Source organism: Actinomycetota bacterium (assembly GCA_035759705.1).
In the GTDB taxonomy this organism is placed as follows: domain Bacteria; phylum Actinomycetota; class CADDZG01; order JAHWKV01; family JAHWKV01; genus JAJCYE01.
On sequence record DASTUJ010000083.1, the window covers coordinates 1 to 23,744 of the forward strand.

23 protein-coding genes are annotated in these 23,744 nt (G+C 67.1%); 16 read left to right on the plus strand and 7 right to left on the minus strand.

The annotated features are described in order from the left end of the window. The 4 genes from VFV09_05450 to VFV09_05465 all read left to right on the plus strand — a co-directional run. A partial coding sequence (locus VFV09_05450) for a hypothetical protein (protein HEU4867157.1) occupies positions 1-567 on the plus strand: 567 nt, incomplete at its 5' end. Between the two features lie 1,127 nt (positions 568-1,694). After that, positions 1,695-1,904 carry a hypothetical protein gene (locus VFV09_05455; GenBank protein ID HEU4867158.1) on the plus strand — a complete coding sequence of 70 codons (210 nt, stop codon included), beginning with the start codon at positions 1,695-1,697 and terminating at the stop codon, positions 1,902-1,904. Positions 1,905-1,956: 52 nt separating this feature from the next. After that, complete coding sequence (gene steA / locus VFV09_05460; GenBank protein HEU4867159.1) at positions 1,957-3,138, plus strand: putative cytokinetic ring protein SteA; 1,182 nt, start codon at positions 1,957-1,959, stop codon at positions 3,136-3,138. 6 nt (positions 3,139-3,144) lie between these two features. Beyond that, positions 3,145-4,026: a copper transporter gene (locus tag VFV09_05465; GenBank protein ID HEU4867160.1), complete on the plus strand. Its 882-nt coding sequence runs from the start codon at positions 3,145-3,147 to the stop codon at positions 4,024-4,026. On the opposite strand, the gene VFV09_05470 is transcribed toward VFV09_05465, so the two are convergent. The 3 genes from VFV09_05470 to VFV09_05480 all read right to left on the minus strand — a co-directional run bounded on the left by VFV09_05470 (position 4,023) and on the right by VFV09_05480 (position 5,977). Continuing rightward, positions 4,023-4,460: a hypothetical protein gene (locus tag VFV09_05470; GenBank protein HEU4867161.1), complete on the minus strand. Its 438-nt coding sequence runs from the start codon at positions 4,458-4,460 to the stop codon at positions 4,023-4,025. The two genes, VFV09_05465 and VFV09_05470, sit on opposite strands and share 4 nt — an antisense overlap. Before the next feature lie 193 nt (positions 4,461-4,653). Then, entirely contained in the window at positions 4,654-5,289 is a 636-nt protein-coding gene (locus VFV09_05475) for a PP2C family protein-serine/threonine phosphatase (protein ID HEU4867162.1), read from the minus strand. A 49-nt stretch (positions 5,290-5,338) separates the two neighbouring features. Continuing rightward, on the minus strand, positions 5,339-5,977 hold the full coding sequence (locus tag VFV09_05480; GenBank protein HEU4867163.1) for a GAF domain-containing protein: 639 nt from the start codon (positions 5,975-5,977) through the stop codon (positions 5,339-5,341). A gap of 152 nt (positions 5,978-6,129) precedes the next feature. Here VFV09_05480 and VFV09_05485 point away from each other — a divergent pair, with 152 nt between their 5' ends. After that, complete coding sequence (locus VFV09_05485) at positions 6,130-7,836, plus strand: SulP family inorganic anion transporter (protein ID HEU4867164.1); 1,707 nt, start codon at positions 6,130-6,132, stop codon at positions 7,834-7,836. Here the strand turns inward: VFV09_05485 and VFV09_05490 are convergent. Then, positions 7,829-8,791, minus strand: a complete 963-nt coding sequence (locus VFV09_05490; GenBank protein ID HEU4867165.1) for an endonuclease/exonuclease/phosphatase family protein — start codon at positions 8,789-8,791, stop codon at positions 7,829-7,831. The genes VFV09_05485 and VFV09_05490 overlap by 8 nt on opposite strands. A 95-nt stretch (positions 8,792-8,886) precedes the next feature. On the opposite strand from VFV09_05490, the gene VFV09_05495 reads away from it, so the two are divergent. Then, entirely contained in the window at positions 8,887-10,032 is a 1,146-nt protein-coding gene (locus tag VFV09_05495; GenBank protein ID HEU4867166.1) for a hypothetical protein, read from the plus strand. A 1-nt stretch (position 10,033) separates the two neighbouring features. On the opposite strand, the gene crcB is transcribed toward VFV09_05495, so the two are convergent. From crcB to VFV09_05510, 3 genes are all read right to left on the minus strand, one after another. Further along, a complete protein-coding gene (gene crcB / locus VFV09_05500; protein ID HEU4867167.1) occupies positions 10,034-10,408 on the minus strand; it encodes a fluoride efflux transporter CrcB in 375 nt (124 codons plus the stop codon). Then, positions 10,405-10,845, minus strand: a complete 441-nt coding sequence (locus VFV09_05505) for a CrcB family protein (protein ID HEU4867168.1) — start codon at positions 10,843-10,845, stop codon at positions 10,405-10,407. The genes crcB and VFV09_05505 overlap by 4 nt, the downstream gene beginning before the upstream one ends. A 66-nt stretch (positions 10,846-10,911) precedes the next feature. After that, the gene (locus VFV09_05510; GenBank protein HEU4867169.1) at positions 10,912-11,370 is read right to left on the minus strand and encodes a cyclic nucleotide-binding domain-containing protein; all 459 of its coding nucleotides are present in this window, start codon (positions 11,368-11,370) and stop codon (positions 10,912-10,914) included. 106 nt (positions 11,371-11,476) lie between these two features. Between VFV09_05510 and VFV09_05515 the strand changes: the two genes are divergently transcribed. The 10 genes from VFV09_05515 to VFV09_05560 all read left to right on the plus strand — a co-directional run bounded on the left by VFV09_05515 (position 11,477) and on the right by VFV09_05560 (position 23,718). Further along, the gene (locus VFV09_05515) at positions 11,477-12,946 is read left to right on the plus strand and encodes a PLP-dependent aminotransferase family protein (protein ID HEU4867170.1); all 1,470 of its coding nucleotides are present in this window, start codon (positions 11,477-11,479) and stop codon (positions 12,944-12,946) included. Positions 12,947-12,972: 26 nt separating this feature from the next. Then, complete coding sequence (locus tag VFV09_05520; protein ID HEU4867171.1) at positions 12,973-13,194, plus strand: DUF4258 domain-containing protein; 222 nt, start codon at positions 12,973-12,975, stop codon at positions 13,192-13,194. Then, positions 13,194-13,472 carry a DUF2283 domain-containing protein gene (locus VFV09_05525; GenBank protein HEU4867172.1) on the plus strand — a complete coding sequence of 93 codons (279 nt, stop codon included), beginning with the start codon at positions 13,194-13,196 and terminating at the stop codon, positions 13,470-13,472. The genes VFV09_05520 and VFV09_05525 overlap by 1 nt, the downstream gene beginning before the upstream one ends. After that, positions 13,472-15,055 carry a lipid II flippase MurJ gene (locus VFV09_05530; GenBank protein HEU4867173.1) on the plus strand — a complete coding sequence of 528 codons (1,584 nt, stop codon included), beginning with the start codon at positions 13,472-13,474 and terminating at the stop codon, positions 15,053-15,055. Before VFV09_05525 ends, VFV09_05530 begins: the two co-directional genes overlap by 1 nt. Continuing rightward, positions 15,052-17,289, plus strand: a complete 2,238-nt coding sequence (locus VFV09_05535) for a hypothetical protein (GenBank protein HEU4867174.1) — start codon at positions 15,052-15,054, stop codon at positions 17,287-17,289. The genes VFV09_05530 and VFV09_05535 overlap by 4 nt, the downstream gene beginning before the upstream one ends. Continuing rightward, entirely contained in the window at positions 17,286-18,137 is an 852-nt protein-coding gene (locus VFV09_05540; protein HEU4867175.1) for a hypothetical protein, read from the plus strand. Before VFV09_05535 ends, VFV09_05540 begins: the two co-directional genes overlap by 4 nt. Continuing rightward, a complete protein-coding gene (locus VFV09_05545) occupies positions 18,134-20,389 on the plus strand; it encodes a hypothetical protein (protein ID HEU4867176.1) in 2,256 nt (751 codons plus the stop codon). The genes VFV09_05540 and VFV09_05545 overlap by 4 nt, the downstream gene beginning before the upstream one ends. 68 nt (positions 20,390-20,457) lie before the next feature. After that, positions 20,458-20,856, plus strand: a complete 399-nt coding sequence (locus VFV09_05550; GenBank protein ID HEU4867177.1) for a hypothetical protein — start codon at positions 20,458-20,460, stop codon at positions 20,854-20,856. Next, positions 20,853-21,728, plus strand: a complete 876-nt coding sequence (locus VFV09_05555; protein ID HEU4867178.1) for a hypothetical protein — start codon at positions 20,853-20,855, stop codon at positions 21,726-21,728. The genes VFV09_05550 and VFV09_05555 overlap by 4 nt, the downstream gene beginning before the upstream one ends. Positions 21,729-21,999: 271 nt before the next feature. Further along, on the plus strand, positions 22,000-23,718 hold the full coding sequence (locus VFV09_05560) for a CTP synthase (protein HEU4867179.1): 1,719 nt from the start codon (positions 22,000-22,002) through the stop codon (positions 23,716-23,718). Positions 23,719-23,744: the final 26 nt, after the last annotated feature.

Consider the following 23,744-nt stretch of genomic DNA (forward strand, 5'->3'; position numbering starts at 1 on the left):
ACCGCGATCGCGATTAGTTTGAGCGTCAGCGTGCTTGTCCTCGGGGCGTCGGCTTTGGCAGTTGGGCTTAGCGGAAAGCCTTTGGGCGTTCAGCAGCTTGAAGCAAACGGAATCTTGCCGGAATTCCAGAAGAAGATCCTCCACGATCAGAATGTATCTAGAAACGAATACACAAAGGCTGTAGGGAGGGTGAAATCCTGTCTGACTAGGCAGGGTATCGAGGTAACGGAATCAAGCGAACTCACGAACGGGCAACTCACGTTCTCGTACGGTGAATCATCCGATCCGGCCGTTGTCCAGAGCGCGTTCTCGAAGTATCAGGAATGCAATCGGAAGTACCTAAGCCAGGTAGCTGCGAGATACGCGGAGCAAATGAGCCCTTCGCCGGCAGACATGGAGAAGGCAAGGCAGCGGAGCGTCGCGTGCATTAGGCGTTTTGGTGTAGAGGTCGGCGACGACGCAGATCTCACCACGGTGATGGAGGCTTCGCGAGCGCTTGATCCGGCGGCCCAGGAAACCTGTACTCCCGACGCAGTCAAAATCAAGCTCGTACGCAAACAGAATTAGCGACCGAGGGGCTTGGAGTGAAGCTTTGTTAGCCCTGGGTGACTGGCTTGGGCGTCGGCTAAACTCACCGCCTGATGATTGAGACCGACAGTCAACCCGAGACCGCCAGTAGGCCGGATAAGAAGCGATGGCCGGTTGTCGCTGCGGTCGCCCTATTGATCTATGTGGGGACGGTGGTGTGGACAGCGATTAGGCCCTACACCGATTCCGTACCGATGGTAGTCCCCGGCGGCGTCGAGGCAAAATCGGCGCCTGTCATCTGTTCGCCGGTGTTGCCGCGGAGCGATGGGGCGCCGACGAAAGGTTCTGTTAGTAGTGAGTATCCCCTAAGCCGAGATCCCTGCATTAGAGAGACGGAACGCAGGGTCTTTGTTTGGATTGATCTAGTTGTCGTCGGCGCCCTGTTATTGGCTCTTGGCCGTCTTCGAGATAGGGATCTGCAAGACTAAATCGCCAGGTCCACTCGCTAAGCGCGCAAACGCCATTCTGCGAAGAGGTTGTCCAAGGGGATGGGGTCGTTATGTCTCAAAATCGCGTCGCCCGAGATCGGGCGCGTGAAATCTCCATCGTTCCGGCAACTGATCAATTCTCCTCCGACACGCCCGTCTGAACGACGAACGCCCACTGGGCCCTTCTTCACCCTTTGAGCTCGGTCCGCACATCTAGGTCGTCGACCGCCGGATGCAAGCATGCCGGGTCCTTGAACGGCCTCCCCGCTTGGCCGGCGGGTCCCTCCTTACCGCCGGCTTTGGTTAGCCCAGGCCGTCCATCCTCCCTTCCTGGCGCTCAACCAGCACCTCTAGTTGATCCGCATCCGGATGGGTTATACAACGAATGTTGGCGCCGGACAGCTGGCGGTTCGCAATCGGCCTAAACCATCTCGTGCAACTTTCGCCAGAATTGGTAATCCATACGTAATTGTTTTGGCTGATCGACTCTCCGACACCGCGCCTGACCTTCATGCCGTATCGCTGAAGGCGGTAAACCGTCCTTAGTCGCCTCGTACAGACGGCTGGTGTCTTGAGACATACGCTTCGCTTCGAACCTCGACACCGTCTCTACAAAATCCCAGAACCACCGGGATAGCCTGCTTCCAGCGACCAACGCAATCCGACTCTGGAGGACCCATGGGCAACGACAGCACCGGCCGGGATGCCGGTCGAAAAGTAAGGGTGCACACCATTCTGTCAACGATCACAATTGTGCTCGGCGCAATCCTTCTGACCTACATGGTCACCGTCGAAGAAGAGCCCGGAGCGCTCCCTCTGCTTCTGCTGGTGGTTGGCGGCGTTTGGCTGTTCGCAACGAGAGCCAAAATTCGGTCGCAACACAAGTAGTAGCCCCAACCATCTGGCAGGGCCGCCCGGCAGGGCGGTTACAATCGCCAGGATGAAGTTCGCGACCCGGAGAAAAACCACCCAACACACCTCCGGGGAGCTAGAAGGGGTCGTCCGCCTGGGCAAGCGCACCAAGGCGTTGACCGGCCGCATCCAACCGGGCGAGATTGTGATCATCGACCACGCCGACCTGGACCGGGTTGCCGCCGAGGGCCTGGTCGAAAAACAGGTCCTGGCCGTCATCAACGCCTCCAAGTTCTCCACCGGCAAGTACCCGAACCTCGGCGCTCTGGTCCTGTGCGGCGCCGGCATATCGCTGATCGAGGGGGTGGGCCCGAGCATCTTCGAACGGGTCCGGGAGGGCGACGTTTTGAGGCTCGAGGACGGGACCATCCTCCGGGACGGCAACGTCGTCGCCGAGGGCGAGGTGGTCGACATGGAGGCCGCCCAGGCCAGCCTCGACTCCAGCAAGAAGAACATCTCGGCCGCCCTGGAAAGCTTTGCCGAGAACACCCTGCAGTACATGATCAACGAGCGTGACTTCATCCTCGAAGCCATCCGCCTGCCGGAGATCAAGACCGAGTTTGCCGGCCGGCACGTCCTAATGGTGGTCCGCGGCTACGGCTACAAGGAGGACCTGGCCTCGCTTCGTGGTTACATCCACGACTTCCGGCCGATCCTTATCGGCGTCGACGGCGGGGCCGACGCACTGCTGGAACAGAAGCTGACACCGCATGTGATCATCGGGGACTTCGACTCGGTCAGCACCAAGGCCCTGAGCTGCGGCGCCGAACTGGTGGTCCACGCCTTCTCGGACGGGGTGGCACCCGGCGCCGAGCGCCTGGACGCCCTCCACCTGCCCTACGCCACGTTCGAAGCCCCGGGCACCAGCGAGGACGTCGCCATGCTGCTGGCCCACGAGAAGGGGGCGGAGCTGATCGTCGCGGTGGGCGCCCGGGCGAGCATGGTGGAGTTCATGGACAAAGGCCGCAAGGGGATGGCCTCTACCTTCCTGGTCCGCCTGAGGGTCGGGCCGAAGCTGGTCGACGCCAAGGGCGTGAGCGAGCTGCACCGCACCGAGCCCCGCAGCTGGGAGCTGTTCGGGCTGGTCGGCGCGGCCCTGGTGACAATGCTCGTGATCATCGGCATCTCCCAGCCCATGCGGCTGGTGCTGCAGGCCGCCGGCGACTGGATGAGCGACATATTTTTCGTAATCGGCCAAACCTTCAGATAGGCAAAGATGATCACCTTCCGCTACCACGTAGTTACGCTTGTCGCCGTCTTCATGGCCATCGGCCTCGGCGTCCTGTTCGGCGCCACCTTCATCGACCAGAACATCGTCGACAGCCTCCGGGCGACCCAGGCCCGCCTCGGCGACCGCAACGAAGAGCTGAGGGGCCGGATCGTCGACCTGGAGGATGAGAACGAGGCGCTGCAGACCTTCACCGGGTCGACCCGCGACATCGTTGTCCGGGGGACCCTTCAGGACGTGCCCGTGGTCCTGGTCAGCTTCGAGGACACCCCGGGCGAAGCACTGGATGCGGTGCGGGAGACCCTGACCCTGGCCGGCGCACGAACCGACGGGCAGCTCACCCTCTCCGACCGGCTCGACCTCAAGTCCCAGGAGAACCGGGAGGCCCTGGCGGCGGCGCTGGGAAGCTCGTCGACCGACGCGGTCAAGCTCTCCGAGGAGCTGGTGGCCCAGCTGGGCCCGGCGCTCGAGGGAAGGAGCCCGGAATTCCTGACGAAGCTTTTGGAAGCCGAGCTGGCCTCGGCCCCGGTTGCTCTTCCCGCGGCCCCTTCCGAGGCGGCCCCCGCCATCATCCTGGTGGGCGGCGAGATCCCGAATGAGGTGAGTGAGCGGATCGCCCTTCCGCTGGCAAGACTGCTGGGCGGCGGCCAGACGGTTGCCGCTGCGGTGGAGGACGGCATCGAGCTGCGCCTGCTGGAGCCGATCCGGGACGATTCCGACATCCGGGTCATGACCGTTGACTCGATCGAAACCCCGCTTGGCCAGTCCGCGCTGGCGGTCGGCCTGCAGGGCGCCCTTACGGGACAGTACGGGCACTACGGTCGGGGCGAAGGCGCAACCACCGCGTTACCGGAGTTCGACGGAGGTTAGTCGACCATACGTTCGGAGGACTTGCGGCGGTAGCGGTTCAGCGACACCAGGCCCTTCAGCGGGGCAAAACCCCACGAGGTGCGGCGCCGGATGTCCGTCTCCATCTCCGAGATCGGCTTGTAGGGGTCGGACGAAGGCCGGTTCGGCGCCAAAGGCGGCTCCCAACGGTCGACGGGGTCCCCCTCCCGGCGGGGCTTATCGAGCCGCATGCCCCGAACGCCGCCCTCGTGCTGCAGTTCGGGGGCCCAGATGCCGATGACGTCATCGTGCTCGGCCCAGGCCTCGGCCGGGACGTCGATGTCCGGGCCGCCGGTGTCGAACTCGGCGCAGAACTCGAGCAGGTAGTTCTCCAGCAGCAGGCCGCGGGGGACCCGCACAACGGGCCCGCGGTCTGTCTCCACCACTTCGAAGTTGAAGAAGTTGGTAAGAGTCATGTCTCGGCCGCCGCGCACCGGCATGCCGTCCGGCCCGTAGAGCCAGACGCCGTCGTTGCCGCGAAAGAACCGTCCGTTGTCGCAGGTGAGAGTGATGGTTCGTACCTCCGGAAGTTTTAGTAAAAAACTACCCGATGCGCCGAAATAAGTGGGAACGACCTATCGGTTACCGGCCGGTAAGGCAATCAACTGCTTAGTTGGCCACCTTGATCAGGACCATCGCCCGGTCGTCATGGGCCTCGGTTTCGGGCTGGGTCTCGTCCTCGATGTAGGAAAGGATTTCCTCCGCTCCCTTTTGAGGGCACCTGCTGAAAGCGTTGCGCAGGTTGTGCTCGCCGTGGGCTGCGTTGCGGTTCTGCTCGATGACGCCATCGGTGTACGCGAGCAGGGAATCGCCCGCCTCCAGCCGGATCCGGGAGTCCCTCAGGTACGGGTCGTGGAAGGCGCCGAGGATCGTCCCCTCGGTGCAGGCCGTCTCCAGGCTCCCGTCCGCCCGGCGCACTATGGGCAGGGGATGCCCTGCGCAACAGACAGTCAGGTCCAGGAACCCATCCCCGGGCTGGAGCAGCATGTAGCAAACCGTGCAGAGCTCTTCCGGGGGCTCCTCTTTAACCAGGCTCTCGTTGAGGTCGTGAAGAAGCTGGCTCGGCAGCCGGTCGACCTCCGCCAGTGCCTTGATCTGGCGGATCACCGCACCCATCACGACTGCGGCGTCGGTACCGTGACCGCAGACATCCCCCAGAACCAGTGCCCAGGTTCCGCTGCCGAGGTCATGGCGTCGTAGAAGTCCCCGCCGACCAACAGCCCGGGGACCCCGGGACGGTACCACCCGGCCAGGTCCAGCCCGGCGGTGGCGGGCAGCGCCGGCGGCAGGGCGCTTAGTTGGAATGCCTCCCCGAGCTGTGCCAGCTCTTTTGTATCGCCAGCAGCCTGCGAGCCGAAAGCCGGAGTTCCAGTGCGTCCACCACTATCGCCGCCAGATCCTGCAGGGTCTCCATCTGCGCCTGGGTGATCTCCCGGGGGTTCCTGTCCATCACGTTCACCGTCCCCAGGCGGTATCCGTCGTGGGTCACGATCGGGGCGGCGGCATAGAACCTCATCCCGAACTCCTCGGCAACCAGCCGGTTGGTGAGAAACCTGGGGTCAAGCGACGCGTCGAGCACGACGTAGGGGTCGGCCTGGAAGATCGCCGAGGTACAAAAGCCCGAAGCCCGCTCCAGCTCTTCGACCTCGAGCCCGAAGCGGGCCTTGCACCAGATGCGGTCGTGGTCGACGATCGTGACCATGCCGATCGGGGCGTCCAGACACCTCGCGGCAAGCGCTGCGATGCGATCGAAGCTGCCTTCGGCTGGGGTGTCGAGGATGTCGTAACGCCGAACCGCGCTCAGCCGTGCCGGCTCGTCGTGGGGAGTGGCAGGGACCGGTGCCTTGTGGGAGATGGCAATATCGGTGACTGTGATGGCGCTTCCCTCTAATCGACCGTAGGTGTGGTCGCCGGGGCAGGGGCAGCCGTACAAGTACAAACAAGTGTACGCCTCTGAGGGGGCGGCTTGGGGGGCTCAGGGGCCTTTTCGTGCCATTGCCGGCAGGCAGCCTTCTCGAAGAATGCTTGGATAGGCACCGACAATGCCGGTGCACCGCCGGGTAGCCGATGCGGGGATCTGAGAAGTTGGCCAAACGAACTTTGCGCAAGGTCCCCGGGCTGCGAAGGTGGTTTCCGGGCCTGGGCATGTTCTCGGATTACCGGCCGCGCTGGCTGGCCAAAGACCTGGGTGCGGGGGCGGTCCTTGCGGCCCTGTTGGTCCCGGCCGGGATGGCCTACGCTGAGGCTTCCGGGTTGCCGGCAATCAACGGGCTCTACGCCACAATCGCCGCTCTGGTGGTCTACTCCATCTTCGGGCCTTCTCGGATCCTCATCCTGGGGCCGGATTCGTCGCTGGTTCCAATCGTCGCCGCGACGGTGATCCCACTGGCCGGCGGGGTCGACTCCCGGGCGGTGGCCCTTGCTGCGGCGCTGGCCGGCCTGGCGGGCCTTTTCTGCCTGATCGCCGGGGTGGCGCACCTGGGCTTTCTCACCGACCTGCTCTCCATGCCCATCCGGGTCGGCTACCTGAACGGGATCGCTCTGACGCTGTTCGTGGGCCAGTTGCCGAAGCTGTTCGGGTTCTCCGCGCCCGGCGAGAACCTGCCGGGCCAGCTGGCCGGATTTTTCGAAGGCGTGGGCGCCGGAGAGGTGAACACCACAGCGCTGCTCCTGGGGCTTGCAGCTCTGGTCACGATACTGGCACCTCTGCGGCTGGCCCCCCGGTTCCCGGGAATCCTGGTGGCGGTTGCCGGAACCACCGCCGCCGTGATCGTCTTCGACCTGGCCGAGACCGGCTTGTCCGTAGTCGGCAGGCTGCCGAGCGGGCTGCCGGCGCTGTCGTTTCCGTCGATCGGCACCGGGGACCTGCCCACCCTGCTCGGCGCAGCCCTGGCGGTGGCGCTGATAACGATGGCCGACGCGAGCGTCCTCTCCAGGTCCCTGGCCGCCAGGGAGGGCCGGCACGTGGACGCCGACCAGGAGTTGGTCGCTGTCGGCTCGGCGAATCTTTTCAGCGGCCTGTTTGCCGGGATGCCGGTGAGCGCCAGCAACACCCGAACCCCGGTAGCCGAGGCGGCTGGAGCGAAGAGCCCCCTGGCCGGCCTGGCCGGTGCCCTGCTCGTGGCGGCAATGCTGCTTTTTGTTCCCAACGCACTAGGCAGCCTGCCGTCGGTGGCTCTGGCTGCGGTGGTTATCTCGGCCTCTTTCAGGCTGGTCGACATCAAGACCGTTGCAACCCTGGCGAGGACCCGGCGAAGCGAGCTGGCAATCTGCCTGGTGACCACCGTCGGGGTGGCGGTGCTGGGGGCGATCTCAGGAATTGGCCTCGCTCTGGCACTGGCCGTTCTCAGCTTTCTATGGAGAGGCTGGCGCCCTCACAGCGCGGAACTGGTCCACGTCGGCGGGCTGGAGGGTTACCACGATTACGACCGGCACCCCGAAGGGCAGCGAATCCCGGGGCTGGTCCTTTTCCGGTTCGACGCACCGCTGTTCTTCGCGAACGCCGACCTGTTCCGCAGGCAGGTGCTCGATCTGGTCGACGAGGTCGCTGCAGCGGATTGGGTGGTGGTGACGGCGGAGCCCATCACAGACGTCGACTCGACGGCGGCGGTCATGCTGGAGGAGCTCTTCCTGGAGCTTCAGGACCGGGGCGCCTCGCTGCGATTCGCCGAGCTCAAGGGGACGGTCAGGGACGGTCTCGACCGGTTCGGGCTGGTCGAGAAGATCGGACCGGACCGGTTCTACCGCACAATCGAACAGGCGGTCGAAGCCTTCCAGAACGAAGCTACCTGATGTGGAACTCGGCCCAGAGCGGGTAGTGGTCGGAAATCCTCCAGCTCAGCGCCGCCCTGGTCAGGTTCGTCATGACGTACTTGGCGAAGTCGAAGTAGCCGGCGTTCTTGCGGTAGCTGAGCGACAGAGCCGGGGCGCCCGATTCGCCGGTGAACCAGGCAATCTGGTCGTAGAAGTTCTTCTGGGAGTTCCCGAAGATCGTCCGGGGGACCAGGTTCAGCTCGCTCGGCGTCCGAAGTCCCGTGGAGGTGAAGGCCTGGTAGAGCGGGTCGCCGTTGCGGTCGATGTTGAAGTCGCCCAGGACGATCAGGTTCTGGTGCCAGGAGTTAAGGTCTTTCGCCCACTTCGCCATGTACTCGGCGATCCCGGTCAGCTCCGGCACCCGTTCGGTGGCGTGCTTGCCGAACAAGACGTGGAGGGTGACGAGGATGAAGGTCTGATTGCCCGACAGGAAGCTCACGGCGTAGGGCGTCCGGGCGAACTGGTCCTCGAGCGCGTCCTTGGACTGCCGGTCGAGCCATTCCCGGGGCACCACCAGCTCGGCGGCCAGGCCCGAGGGCTTGGCCCGCCGGGTGTCGAAGACGAACGCCAGGCGCTCGTCGTTGCCCCTGGCGCCCTCGGTCACGTCGGTGAGGATGAGGCCCCAGTCCGGACCAAGGATGTCGAGCATGTGCCGGAGCGACCTGAGGTTGCCTTTGGTCTCCTGTATCGCGACCACGTCGAATCGCCGCACGATGGCGGCAATGCAGTTGAGGGAGAACAGGTCCCGTTTGGGGCTGTCGCTCTCCTCCGATCGCCACTTGTCGACCAGTCCGCCGAAAGCCCGGATGTTCCAGGTGCAGATCAGCAGGTTCTCGTCCAGGCGCTTGGGCGGAACGTCCCGGTCCAGAGCCTGAATCAGGACGTCGAGCTCGGGCTGGAACTCGGCGGGCAGCGGGTCGGTGGCGCTCGGCATCGCCTCAAAGTCTAGAAGTCTTTCGTTAAGCCGGCACCACTTGTTGCCGATGTAAAGAATTGACAACCAGATTTCCAACGAGCGGGGAAAAGTCCATGAACGGAAACGTCAAGGGCGCGCTCATTGCCGCCGGCGTGACGGTCGCGGCACTGGCGACCCTCTTTGCGCTCGGCGCGCTCCTCGGCCCGGAGGGCGGTCGCCGTGAGCCCGAACCGGTTCCTGCCGTATGGGCGCCCGTCGTCGACGAGCTGGTGAAGTTCGTGGAGAACGAGAGGGGCCTGAAGTTCAAGGATGAGGTTTCGATGGTCTTCCAGACCGAAGAGGAGTTCCTCGAGGAGATCGAGGGGGACTCCGAGGACTATTACCAGCCGGACGCGGCCGACTCGTACATCGCCCTGAAGGCGCTGAACCTCGTCGACGGCGAGCTGGACCTCGAGACCATGGAGGACCCGCTACAGGGCGGCGGCCTGGCGGGCTTCTACGACTCGATCACCGAAGAGCTGGTCGTGCAGGGCACCGACCCGACGCCGTTCGTGCGGATGGTCCTGGTCCACGAGCTCACCCACGCCCTTCAGGACCAGCACTTCGACCTGGACCAGGTGCCGGCGGACACCGAGGAGTCCTACACCGCTTACGCCTCGCTGGTGGAGGGCGACGCCACCCGCATCGAAAACGCCTACTACGAGTCGTTGAGCCCGGAGGACCAGGCGCTGGTCGAATCCGAGAACCAGAGCCCCTTTGCCGGGACCGAGGACCCGTCGATCCAGACTCTCGCCATGCTTTCCGGCTTCCCGTACGAGGTTGGCTCGCTGTTCGTCGACGAAATCCTGAGCTCAGGCGGGCAGGCCCGGGTGGACCAGGCCTTCAAGTCGCCCCCGACCACCACCGAGCAGGTGCTGCACACCGACAGGTTCTTGAGAAGAGAGGACCCGGCGAAGGTCGATTCGCCCAAGGCGGAGGCCGAGGTCATCGAAGAGGGCATATGGGGCGAGAGAGGCCTGTTGACCATGCTCCTGCAGACAATCGACCGGGACCAGGCTCTGCAGGCCGCCGAGGGGTGGAACGGCGACTACTACGTTGCCTGGAAGAGGGGAGGGACGGACTGCATCCGGATGAGCATCGCTACCGACACCGCCAAGGACAAGGCGGAGTTGTTCGAAGCCCTGACCGCATGGTCGTTCACCCAGCCGACCGCCTCCGTGACGAACGGCAAGACGATCCTGATCCGGGCCTGCGCCTGAGCTAGAGGCTTCCCAGCCAAAAGCCGGCTGCTGCAGCCATCAGGCCGGCCAGCAACGTTCCCAGGGCGTTCAGCGCTGCCTGCAGGGCAAGGCCGTCCTCGGCGAGCTCTACGGTCTGGACGGCCAGCGTGCTGAAGGTGGTGTAAGCCCCGCAGAAGCCGGTCCCGGCGATGGCCATAGGCACGCCGCCCAGGTGTGAAGTCTCGTTTAGCCCGGCGAGGATGCCCAGCAGAAAGCTCCCGGACACATTCACCACCCAGATTCCCCAGGGGAACGTCTGAGCGAAGCGAGCCTGAGCCCAGCCGTCGACCAGGTAGCGAACGACGGCCCCCAGGGAGCACGCTGCCACAAACGCGACCCAGGCAGAGCCGCTCACGGTAGACGGCTCGCCGGCCACAACCTCCGGCCGAGCACGAGGCCGGCCCAGGCCGCACCCAAACCGGTAACCAGGCTGGCCGCCGCATACAGGATTGCGGTAGATCCGTACCCGTGGCCGGTCAGGAGGTCGATTTCGACCACGAGGGTAGAGAACGTGGTGTAGGCGCCGAGCACGCCCGTGGCGAGGAAGGGGCGCACCCACCGGTTCTCGGGGAAACGCCGGACCGTCAGGACAACGACCAGCCCCAGCAGCAGGCTCCCCGAGACGTTCGTCCAGAACGTCGCCCAGGGAAAGCCGTTCGCCGCCGGGGGGAGGACCCGCGCGAAGACGTAACGGCACAGGCCCCCCAGCGCCCCGCCGGCCGCTATCGCCGCGAGGAGCGCCGGGCTGCGGTCGGGGGCGGGGTGAAAGTAGGTCATGCGGTCAAGCCGCATTATCGACCCTGTAGCGATCCCACAACCCGTTGCGCCGCCGCGGTCGACAGTCCGAGGTCCCTTGAGTCAGGCGACCTGCTGCTGGCGCTGCGCCGCCCGCTGCAGCACCTTGAGGGCCAGGCAGGGCACGGTATCGAGCAGGTCCAGGAACTCCCGCGCACCGATGACGGCAACCTCGCTGCTTCCCGTTGCGACCAGCGACTCGGGGTAGGGGAGCCGGCGCAGAGCCTGCATCTCTCCGAACATCTCGCCCTTGCCGGCGTAACCGGTTTCGGCGCCGTCCCGCTCGATCCGCAGCCTTCCTTTGCTGACAATGACCACCTGGTCGGCGTAGGCGCCCTGCCGGATGACCTCGGTCCCCGCCTCGACCTGGACGAAATCCACGAGACGGGCGATGGTCGCCAGCATCTTGCGGGAGCAGCCGTCGAAAATCGCGAGGGCGGCCATGCGCTCGATCTTCTCGTCGGTCCGGTGACGGAGGGTTAGTAGTCCTTCGTTCCACTCTCTGCTGATTGTCCAGTCCATTTTGCATACCAATCTGGTTCGGGGCAGGCACATTGGCCTCTTGACAGACCACTCTAGGAAAGATTGGACTTGACTTACATAGCCAATTGGAGGAAAGTGGCCTGAAATGATTACCGCCACCGACCGCCGGCTGCTGCAGATACTCGGCGACTGGATGCAAAACGATGGGCCGCTCTACTCGCGCCTCACACGGGCGTTCGTTTCGGCCATCGAGCAGTCCGACCTGCCCCCGGGCACCAAGTTGCCGGCAGAACGATCCCTCGCCGACCTGTTGAGTGTCAGCAGGGCCACGGTAACCCAGGCGTACGAGTCGCTCCGGGACGCCGGCTGGGTGCAGAGCAGGCAGGGGAGCGGAACCTGGGTCGGCTCCCCGTCGCAGGCCGGGCGCCCGACCCCCGCCGGCCCGCGGCCGCTGTCGGCCGGCACGTTTTTCAACCGAATGATGGACACCAGCTCGCAGCCGCCCATCAACATGTCTATGGCCGCACTCTCCGGCGCCGACGAGATCTTCGCCGAGGGCAACTCCATCCAGCTATCGGACCTTCTCGGTGTCCCGAGCCACGGTTACGCCCCTCTCGGCTTCCAGCCGCTGCGCCGGGGGATCGCCGCGCTCTACACCAACGCCGGGGTTCCCACGCTGCCCGAGGAGATACTGGTAACGACCGGCGCCCAGCAGGCCATCTCCCTTCTTGCATGCCATTACATCCAGCGTGGAGACGCGGTGATCGTCGAATCGCCGACCTACTCCGGTGCCATCGACGCCTTCTCCCGGGCCGGCGGCCGCCTGATCCCGGTGCCGGTGGGCGTCGACGGTGTACGCCTGGACCTGCTGGCCGAGGCGCTGGCGACGGCCCGGCCCCGGCTGGTCTACCTGATGCCGACCTTCCAGAACCCGACCGGCGCAGTCATGCCAGAGGATGCCCGCAAGGAGGTCGCCCGCCTGGCCGACCAGTACCAGGTCCCCTTCGCCGAGGACAACACGCTGTCCGATCTCACGTTCGGCACCAAGCCCCCGCCGCCTCTGGCGCACTACGCTAGGGGCGGCACGATTGTCAGCGTCGGCTCGATGAGCAAGCTCTACTGGGCGGGGATCCGCATCGGCTGGGTGAGGGGGCCGGAGTCGCTCATCACCCGGCTGGGCCAGCACAAGGTGGCGGCGGACCTGGGTTCGTCGATGGTCTCCCAGGTGGTTGCCTGCCGGCTGCTGCCGAACCACGAGGCGGTCAAGGCACGCAGGGCGGAGATGTTGCGGTCACGGCTCGACCTTCTGACCAAGCTCCTGCACGAACGAATTCCCGAGTGGCGGTGGCAGCGTCCGGAGGGCGGGCTGTCGCTGTGGGTGCGAATTACCAGCGGCGACGCCAATGCCTTCGCCGAGCAGGCTTTGCGGCACGGAGTCGCCATCACCCCGGGGAGCGACCTTGCCCCCGACGACGCATTCCAGGACCACATGCGCCTCAACTACGTTGTTGAGGAGGCCTTGATAGAGGCGGCGGTCGATCGTCTGGCCGCCGCCTGGAAGGCCCACCGGGCCTCCGGCGGCCCCCAGCGGGAAGCGGTTGAAGTAAAAGTTTGAACACCTGATGTAAGCTGCAAAACGTCTTGAAACTCTCCCACCACGCAATCCTGAGGATGGCGCAGCGCGAGATCTCCCCCCAGGAGGTCGAGCAGGCGCTGGCCAACGTCGTGTCCAGCGATCCGGGCGACCGGCCCAGCCGGGTGGTAAAGGTCGGGACCACGGAGGAGGGCAAGCGCCTGCGGATCACCCAGAACAACTTCGGGCAGGAGCACGTCATCACCGTGATCCGGGTGGAGAAGAGCTAGTGCGGGTTCTGTACGACGGCGCCGTCGATGCTCTCTACCTGCCGTTCCGGCGGGGGGCCCGGGTCGACCGGTCGGTCGTGGTCGACATCAAGCGGATCGTCGACCTGGACGAGCGGGGAAACCCGGTCGGCATCGAGATCATGGGTGCTTCGCACGGCGTCCAGCTCTCCGACCTGGTGGAGGAGTACGGCCTGCAGGGCTGGGCCCCCGACTTCCCCGCCATCGAATCGTTTCAATTCACTGCTGAGGAGGGCGCCGAGGCGGCTGTAGACCCGTGATGCCGGCGGCCCGCACCACGCGGGCGGCCACCGGCATGGCGGGAATCGTTGCGATCTCCCGGGCGGCCGGGTTCGTCCGGGTGCTGGTCGTCGCAGCGGTTCTGGGAACCAGCTATCTGGGCAACGCCTTTCAAGCAGCAAACTCTTTCTCCAACGTCCTCTTCGAGCTCATCGCAGCGGGCGCACTCTCCTCGGTTCTCGTCCCGACCTTCGTCCGGCTGCTCGACGCGGGCGACCAGAAGGGCGCGGAGGAGGTTGCGGGCGGGGTCCTCGGCTTCGCGGTCCTGGTCCTGGGCGCGGTCTCTCTGGCGGGGGTTCTGGCCGCTCCGCTTCTTGCCCGCCTCCTGACGGTGGGCGTCCCCGCCTCGGTCGTGGCCGACCAGCGGGAGCTGATCACCCATCTGCTCCGGTTCTTCGTCCCGCAGGTGGTGCTCTACTCCGCAGGGACCATTGCCATTGCGGTGCTGCAGGCCCGGCGGCGGTTTGCCGTGACGGTTGCGGCGCCCATCGGCAACACCCTGGTGATGGTCGCCTGCCTGCTCGCCTTCGGCGCCTCGGTCTCCGGCACGCCGACCTTCGACCTCACCGGCTCGCAGCGCTGGCTCCTGGTCGTTGCCGGTACCGGAGGGGTGCTGGCGTTCGTACTCCCGCTGCTGATCGCCACCCGGGCGTCCGGTTTTCGCCTGTACCCGCGGTTCGCCTTTTCCGACTCCCGGGTCCGGGAGCTACTGAGGCACTCGGGCTGGGGCGTCGTTCTCCACAGCGCCGCCGGGCTGCTGCTGGGGGCGGCGATAGTCGCAGGCTCGGGCGTCGAGGGAGCCGTCGTCGCCTACCAGGTGGGGTGGGTGTTCTTCCTGGCGCCCTTCGCAATCTTCGCCCAGCCGGTCCAGACCGCGGTCCTTCCGGAGCTGGTGGCCGAAGTCGAAGGAGGCGACCTGGCACGGTTTCGGACGACCATGCGGTGGTCCCTCGAGCGGACGGCGCTGTTCGTCCTGCCGGTTTCCGCGGCGATGATGGCTCTGGCCCTGCCCGGGATGCGTGCGGTTTCCTTCGGCGAGGCCGGGGGGAACGGCCCCGGGCTGCTCGCCGCGGCGGTCGCCTCCCTGGCGGTTGGCCTTTATCCCTACGGCGCTTTTCTTCTCCTGGCCCGGGCCTACTACGCCCTGGGCGACAGCAGGACGCCCGGCTTTGCCGCCTTGTGGGTTTCGGCCGCCGGCGTGGTCGTGATGCTGGCAGGGGGGCTGCTGACCGACGGGCCCGCCCGGGTCGCGGTTCTGGGGGCCGGCCACTCCTTCGCATATCTGCTGGGCTGCTTCCTCCTGCTCCGGGGGCTGGGCCGGCGCGCCGGTGGGTCGGTTGTGCCAACACGGGTCGGGACGATGGTGCTGGTGTCGGCGGCGGTGGGGGTCGTTGTGTGGCTGGGGAGCGGGATTGCGCTCGAAGGTCCGGGAGGCCGCCTGCGGGATATCGCCGTCCTGACGGTGGCCGGGGTGGTCGGGGGAGCGCTGGTATTCGCCGGGTACCGGGTCGCCGGGTTGCCGGGGGCCCTCACCCAGCGCACGCCTGTGGGCGACACGCCGTGAAGTTCCTTCCACTCCGCAGGCTGCTGGCCCTGGCTGCCGCCGCAGGCCTGCTGGCCGGCTGCGGCGCCCAGGAGGAGCCCCCTGCCGAACCCGTCGAGCGGGTGCTGATCGTCTCCCTGCCGGGAGTTCGCTGGGCCGACGTGCTGGAGCACGACCTTCCCAACCTCGAGGCGTTCGTCGAAACAGCCGCCATCGGCGACCTGTCGACCCGCATCGGCCGGCGACCCGCCTCCACCACCGACGCCTACCTGTCGATCGGCGCCGGCACCCGGGCCCTGGCCCCCGACGTGGACATCGCGGTCGCGGTCGACCCGGACGAGCTCTACGGAGGGGTCCGGACCGACGACATCCTCCAGCGGAGGCTGGGCCGGGTCCCTAGGGGGGTCGCCTACCTGGCGGTTGGGGCGGCGATAGAGCGCAACGAGGAGTCCCTGTTCGGCGCCAAACCCGGGCGGCTGGGCGACCTGCTGAGCGACGCCGGCATCCACCGGGCGGTGATCGCCAACGCCGACGCAGCCGAGGGCTTCGTGAGCGACGAACCCCCGCCCGACGGCGCCTACGCCCGCGGCGCCGCTACCGCTTTGATGGGTTCGGACGGGATTGTCCCCGGCGGAACGGTGGGCCGGGGGTTGCTGCAGGAGGACCCGATGGCGCCTTTCGGCCGGAAGCTGGACCAGGAGGCGGTGCTGAAGGCTTTCGATGCCGAGTGGCAGGGCAACCGTCCCGCAGTGGTGCTGGTGGAGGCGTCGGACCTCAGCCGGGCCGCTGCCTACGGCGGGCGGGCGACCCCGGAACAGCAACAGGCCCTGAGGGAGCGAGCCCTGGCCGACTCGGACGACCTCCTGGCCGAGCTGGTCGGCCGGACCGACCCGGAGCGGGATGCCGTGCTGGTGGTGTCGCCCGTGGCCGCCACCTCCACGCCCGAGCTGGCAATCGCCGCCATGCGCGCCCCCGGCCGGGAGAAGGGACTGCTGCGTTCATCCACCACCAGGCGGGACGGCTACGTGCAGCTTGCCGACGTGGGCCCCACGGTGCTGGACCTCGTGGGGCTGGAGCAGCCGGAGGAGATCGAGGGCAGGGCATTCGATGTCGGCAGCGCGGACCGCTCGGGCCGGGTGGAGCGGCTGGTCAGGGCCGCCGAGGACGCCGCCTTCCGGGATGCCCTGATGTACAAGGTGGTCCCGGCGTACTTCGGGGTGCAGATCCTGTTGCTCGTGGGCCTGGCCTTCGCCCGCCGCTTTCCCGAGCGGGTAGGGCGCTTGCTGAAGCCGGCGGCGCTTGCCTCTCTTTCGGTCATTCCCGGCACCTATCTCGTAAGCCGGTTGGGCATTGTCAGGCTCAACACCTGGGGGTACTTCGCGGCGGTGATCACGGTGGCCGCAGTGCTTGGTGCTGTCGGCGTGGCGATCGACCGGCGCCACCCGGGCCTCGGCGCCATTGCGGTCCTACTGGCCATCGCCGGTATGTTCACATTCGACGTGATCTTCGGCGCGCCGCTCCAGCTCAACTCGGTCTTCGGCTACTCGGTCACTGTGGCCGGGCGCTTCTCCGGGCTGGGGAACCTCGCTTTTGCCCTGTTCGGGGCAATAGCGGTCCTGCTGGCCGCGCTTCTGGTGGAGCGATACGGGCCCGCCGGACTCAGGCCGGCGATGATCCTTCTTTTGATCGTGGTCCTGGTTGAGGGCCTTCCGATGCTGGGCGCCGACGTCGGCGGCGTGCTGTCGATGGTCCCCGCCTTCGGAGTAACCGTGCTGCTCCTCGCCGGGCGGCGCCCACGCTGGACCCACTACGCCGCTCTGGGGGCCGCCGCCGTTGGATCCGTCCTGCTGTTTGCCTTTCTCGATGCCGCCCGGCCCGAGGGGTCGCGCACCCACCTGGCCCGGGTGGCCCAGCACGTGCTCGACGGCCGCTGGGGGCTGTTCTTCGACAGCCTCGGCCGGCGGCTTCAGGCCAGCTTCGGAAGCGCCCGGGTCGCCGCGTGGGCGGTTCTGGCGATCCTGGCCGTGGGCGCCGGGGTGTACGCCATCCTGGTCGTCCGCGGGGTTGCAGGGCCCGGCGCGACCCGCAGGGACCGGGACTCCTGGCAGGTGGCGGCGGTGACCGGCGTGGCGGTCCTGGCGGTCATAGGCCTGGTGGCGAACGACTCGTCGGTGGCCGTGCCCGCAGCGATGGTCCCGGTCCTGGTGCCGATCTTCGTCCTCAGGCGGGCGCAGGCGCTCCCGGAGCCTTTGTGAGCTTCGCCCTGGCTCTGGTAGGCGGCGCTCTGGCGGCGTGGGCCCTGCTGGCCGCATCCGGCGCGCTGATCGCCCACCCGGTACTGCAGCGCAGGAACTACCGGGATTTCGAGCTCCCGACTGCGATTGGGCTGCTGCTGGTCGCGGCGGTGCTGGCGGTCGAGGGCGTGCGCACCATGGCCGGGCTGGCCGGGCTGGAGAGTGGCCGGATAGCGCCCGAGCGCCTGGCGGTGGCGGCCGCCGTGGTGGTGTTCGGCTTTCTCGGCCTTTTGGACGACCTTTTGGGCGACGGAGCCGACCGGGGCCTGCGGGGCCACATCAAAGCTGCGCTGCACGGGAGGGTCACGACAGGCTTCATCAAGCTCGGCGGGGGAGCGGCGGCGGCTCTGGTGATCGCCGCAGCGGTCGACGGCGACCGGCCGGTCCGGGTGATTGTCGACGCGGCACTCATCGCCCTGGCGGCGAACATCGGCAACCTGCTCGACCGGGCTCCCGGAAGGACGCTGAAGTGGGGGCTTTTGGCCTACGTGCCCCTGGCGCTGGCCGCCGGATTCTCGGAACCCGGCCCGGCGCTGGCCGTTGTCGCGGGCGCCTCGGCAGTCCTGCTGGCGGGCGACCTGCGGGAACGGTTCATGCTGGGTGACACCGGGGCGAACGCCCTCGGCGCGGCGCTCGGGGTCGGGCTCGTCCTGGTCGTGGGATTTCAGGGCCGGGTGATCGCGGCGGCGGTCCTTCTTGCCCTCACACTGCTTTCGGAGGTGGTCTCGTTCAGCCGGATCATCGAAGGGTTCCCGCCCCTGCGGGCTCTCGACCGCCTCGGCCGCCTGCCCAGGGACCGGGCAGCTTGAGAGCCCGCGCGACCGCCCTGATCGCCGCTCTGACGATCCTTCTCGCTGCGGCCCCCGCAGTCGCACAAAGTGACACCCGTGTGCCGGGCCGAATGCTGATCGTCTCGGTGCCCGGCCTTACCTGGGCCGACGTCGCAGCCCACGACCTCCCGGAGCTCGAGAGGTTCTTCGACCAGGCGGCCCTGGCCGACCTGGCCCCCAGGGGAGTGTCGCCCCGCTCCGGCCCCGGCGACGCCTACCTGACGATCTCGGCCGGCGCCCGGGCAACCACCCGGCCGGCGGTCGACGGCCAGGTGCTGGCGCTCAACGAGCAGAGCTCGGGCTCGATGGCGGGTGAGATCTTCGCCCGGCGGACCGGCTCGATCGCCGCCGGCGACTTCGTGGCCCTGGGCTGGCCGGCGCTGCTCCGGGCGAACGAAGCCGAACCGTACGACGCAGTTCCCGGCCTGCTGGCGGAGACCCTGCGGGACGAAGGGATCGGGGTGAGCGTAATCGGCAACGCCGACGGAACCGACTCGGTCGGCTCCTCCTACGAACGACAGGTCGGCCTGGCGCTCACCGGCACCGACGGCGTGGTCCAGGGGGGCGCGCTCCGCCGCGAGCTGCTCGCCGACGACCCGGCTGCGGTCTTCGGGGTCCGGCTGGACGAGGCGATGGTTCTCCAGAGGTTCGACGAGGCGTGGGGGACCGACCGGTCGCAGGACTCCGTGGTGATGGTCGAGGCGTCGGACCTCGCCCGCACCCTCCGCTACTGGCCGATGGTGGGAAGCGACCGCTTTTCGACGCTGTGGGCGGACTCCCTCGCCGGGGCCGACAAGCTGTTCGGGCAGCTCATGGACCGGGTCGACCCGGACTTCGACACGGTGCTCGTCGTAGCCCCCTACAACCGGTTCGAATCCCGCGACCTCACAGCGGTGGCTATGCGATCGCCGGGGTCGGAGAGCGGGTACCTGGAGTCGGCTTCCACCCAGCGCGAGGGCTTCCTGACGCTGGTCGACATCGCACCGACGGTGCTCAGCACCTTCGACATCGACCGTCCCGTTGCCATGGAGGGCCGCCCGGCGGAGGTTGCGGAGTCCTCAACCTCGCTCTCCGGCCGGATCCACCGGCTGGTCTCCCTGAACGACGCCTCCCGGTTCCGGGAGCGGCTCCTGGTGCCCACCACGGTGGTGATCGTGTTGATCCTCGCCTTCGTGCTGGCCGGGACCGTGGTCGCCATCTCCGGCCAAAAGGATGCCCGCTGGCGGCGGGCCCTGCGGTTCATGGCGTTGGTCGACCTCGCCGTGTTCCCGATGTCCTACGCCGCCCGGGCCTTCGACCTGGAGGATCTGGGGGCGGGCTTCTACTGGGGGTTCGTCACGGTCACCGCCCTGGCGCTGGCCTCTGCGGCAACTGCCCTTGCCCGCCGATCGGGCACCCTGCGGACCGGGCTGGTCGTCATCCTCTGCCTGGTGGCCGGTGTGCTGGTCTTCGACGTCGTCACCGGCTCCCGCCTCAGCCTCAGCGCCGCATTCGGGTACTCGCCGACCGGCAACTCCCGGCTCTACGGCATCAGCAACTACTCCTACGGCCAGCTGGCGACCGCAGTCTGCCTCCTGGCGGCGTTCCTGGCGGCCCGGGGGAACGGTCTGCGGGGCCGCGGCGCGGCGATCATCCTGCTCGTGGCGACGCTGGTGGTGCTCGGAGTCCCCATCTGGGGATCGGACGTCGGAGGAATCCTGGCGTTCACGCCGACGATCCTGCTCTTCGTGGCACTCGTGTTCACCCGGAGGATCCGGCTGCGCACGGTGGTCGCAGGCGGCCTGGCGACCGTCGCGGCGGTCACCGCGTTCGGCCTTCTCGACCTGGCTCGGCCCCCGGAGCGCAGGGCGCACCTCGGACGGCTGTTCGAAAGGGTGGGGGACGAGGGCCTCGGCCCGCTCTTCTCGATCATGGAGCGCAAGCTCCTGGCGAACCTGCAGGTATCGGTCTCCTCGTTCTGGGTGGCGGTGATCCCGATGGCGGTAGCGTTTTGGATCTTCATCGTCCGTTACCCCACACGGCCGCTGGACCGGGTAAGGGCGACTCTGCCGACCCTGGGGGCCGGCGTAGCGGCGGCATTCGTCGCAGCGGTGCTGGGCAGCCTGGTCAACGACTCCGGAGCGATTGTGGGCGGCGTAGCGGCGGCGGTGCTGACTGCCTCCCTCGCTTACCTCGTCCTGGCGGAGCCGGCGCCCGTTGAAACGCCGGATCCCGAGGTGGCCGCGGCGTGAGCCCCAACCCCGCCGCCACGACCCCGCCCGGTCGAATCGTGCCGGGGAGTGCGCAGCGGAGGCTGGTGATGAGCGCACTGTTTCTGCTGCTGGTCCCCGGGATCATCGGGATCGACTTTTGGCCGCTGACCGCCTGGCGCCTTTTCAGCCAGGCCCGTACAGACCTCCAGACGAACTGGGAGATCGACGCAGTGGACGCTCGAGGCCGGACGGCCACCCTCGACCTCGACCGGCTCCCGTTCGGTTACCAGCTTGCCGAGTGGACGCTGGCGGAGCTGGAAACCAGCACCAACCCCAGAAGGAACGAGGTCTGCGCCGCCCTTCTCGAGGCGGCGGCAAAGGAGCGACCCGGCACCGTTTTGCTGAACATCGTGCGCAACGACCGGTGGTTGGTGCGACGGGACGGAAAGTGGGTATTCGAGTCCGACCGCCTGCTGTTCCACTCCTGCGGGAGCCCTAACAGATGAAGCAACGTTTCTGGCACTGGCTTGACCGCGCCCTGTGGGGGCCCGAGACCGCCGCCAGGCTGCTGTTCGTCCACACCGGGCTGGCGCTGCTGATAGGGACGCGGGTCGCCCTCGGCCCCTACCCCGAGCTGGCCGGCACCCCCGAAGCCCTGTTCGTCCCCGTGCCGATCCTCGCCTTTCTGCCCGGAATGCCGCCGCTGTGGCTCATCGTCGCCCTGCAGGTAGCCGGCGCGACCGCGGCCCTGGTTGCCGCGCTGCGCCGGTACCCCCGGGCCGCCTTCGGGCTGGCGTGGGGCTGCTACCTGGTGCTCGCCGGCCTGTTTGGAAGCAGGGGCAAAGTAATGCACAACGACCTGTTGCTGCTGTGGACCGCGGTGCCGTTCCTGCTGGCGCCGGTGGGCGTGCCCGGAGACGACCCGGAACCCCGCCGGGAGTACGGGTGGCCCGTCCGCTCCGCCGCCTTCATCGCTGCGGTTGTCTACGGGCTGGCGGGCTACCACAAAGTTCTGCGCTCCGGCCCCGCCTGGGCGTTCGGCGACAACCTGAGATACGTCCTGCTTTGGGGACCGGTTTACTGCCGGGTCCGCTGTGAGGAGGCGGCCCGCTGGGTGGCGGACCGGTGGTGGGCCTACAAGGGAGCCAGCGTCTTCAGCCTGCTGTTCGAGTTGACCTTCCCTCTCGTCCTGGTGTGGCGGAGGCTCCAGCCCTGGTACGCCGTGATCGCAGTGGGCCTGCACCTGTTGACCTGGGTGTTTCTCGGGCTGGACTACTGGGCCTGGTCGGCAACCGCCATGCTGGTGTTCGTCGACTGGCCCGCGGTCCTTTCCAGGCTCCAAGGAGGCAGGAGGCTTCCTGCGGGGCAAAACGTATGATCTCCAACACCCTTCTTGGAAAGGGTCAACGATACAAAGGTAGAGGCAGGGCGTTAAGCCGGAAGAAGCTTCAGTTCTGGGCTTCGATGCCGTGCTGCTGCACGGCAGACGGACTGACGAACCTGGCGGCGGCCCAAGACCTCATCCATCCCGACATGACGGGGACGCTGACGGTCACCCAGGCGTAGCCCGTCCCAGGGCGCGAACAAATCTCGTTAACTTCCCATGAAACCGGGGGCGTTAAGCCGTTCGTCTGATAGCCTCCTATTCCGTGGCCAAGCATATTTTTGTTACGGGTGGGGTTGCTTCTAGCCTCGGCAAGGGCCTCACTGCCGCCTCTCTGGGCCGCCTTCTGAAGTACCGGGGCCTCCGGGTCACCATGCAGAAACTCGACCCCTACATCAACGTCGACCCCGGCACGATGAGCCCCTTCCAGCACGGCGAGGTCTTCGTCACCGACGACGGCGCCGAGACCGACCTGGATCTTGGCCACTACGAGCGGTTCATCGACGAGAACCTGCACCGCTCCTCCAACGTCACCACGGGCGCCATCTACCAGTCGGTCATCGCCAAGGAGCGCCGCGGCGACTACCTCGGCGACACCGTCCAGGTCATCCCGCACATCACCAACGAGATCAAGGACCGCATCCTCAGGGTCGGACAGGCCGCCGAAGCCGAGGTTGTGATCACCGAGGTCGGCGGAACCGTGGGCGACATCGAGTCCCTCCCGTTCCTGGAAGCCATCCGCCAGCTGCGCCTCGAGGTCGGCCGGGAGAACGTCTGTTACGTCCACGTGACCCTGGCGCCGTACATCGGCCCGTCGGGGGAGCTGAAGACCAAGCCCACCCAGCACTCGGTGCGGGAGTTGCGGAGCATCGGTATCCAGCCCGACGCCCTGGTCCTGCGGAGCGACCGGGAGATCTCCCTGAAGCTCAAGCAGAAGATCTCGCTTCTGTGCGACGTGGAGATCGGCGGAATCGCCTCGGCGGCCGACACCACCAACATCTACCGCATCCCCCTGGTCCTGCGGGACGAGGGCCTGGACGAGTTCGTCCTGAAGCACCTGCAGATCAAGCGGGACCCGCCGGACCTCAGCGAGTGGGAGGCGCTGGTCGAACGGATCGAGCACCCCAAGGGCAAGGTCCGGATCGGCCTGTTCGGCAAGTACGTCGACCTGCCCGACGCCTACCTGTCGGTGATCGAGGCGGTCAAGGCCGGCGGCTACGCGGTCGGTTCCGACGTCGAGATCGTGTGGATCGCCTCGGACGAGAAGACGATCGAGAAGTCCGACCCGGACCAGATGGCCCTGCCGCACCTGACGACCGGCGGCTACGAGACGATCATGAGCCTGGACGGCGTTCTCGTCCCCGGCGGCTTCGGCATCCGGGGCATCGAGGGCAAGATCGACGCAGTCCGGGTCGCCCGGGAGCAGGGGATCCCGTTCCTCGGCCTCTGCCTGGGGCTGCAGTGTGCGGTGATCGAGTTTGCCCGCAACGTCGCCGGACTCTCGGGCGCCAACTCCACCGAGTTCGACGAGATGACCGCCCACCCGGTGATCGACCTGCTGCCCGAGCAGGAGGAGGTCTACGAGAAGGGCGGCTCCATGCGCCTGGGCCTGTGGCCGTGCCGGCTGTACAAGGGGAGCCGGGCCCACGAGGTCTACGGCCAGGAGGTCATCTACGAGCGACACCGCCACCGCTACGAGGTCAACTCCGCCTACCACTCCACCCTCCAGGAGCACGGGCTGGCGTTCAGCGGGACCTCGCCCGACGGCCGCCTGGTGGAGATCGTCGAGCTTCCCGACCACCCGTTCTTCATGGCGTCGCAGTTCCACCCCGAGTTCAAGTCCCGCCCCAACCGTGCCCACCCGCTGTTCCGGGAGTTCGTGGCGGCCGCCGTCCGCCGGGCCATCGACCGCGGGGAGTTCAACGACCCCACCGTCGACGCCTCCGAGGTCGCCGCGGACCCGGTTTCAACTCCCTCCAAATAGCCGTTCAGTCGTAGCTACAATCGAAG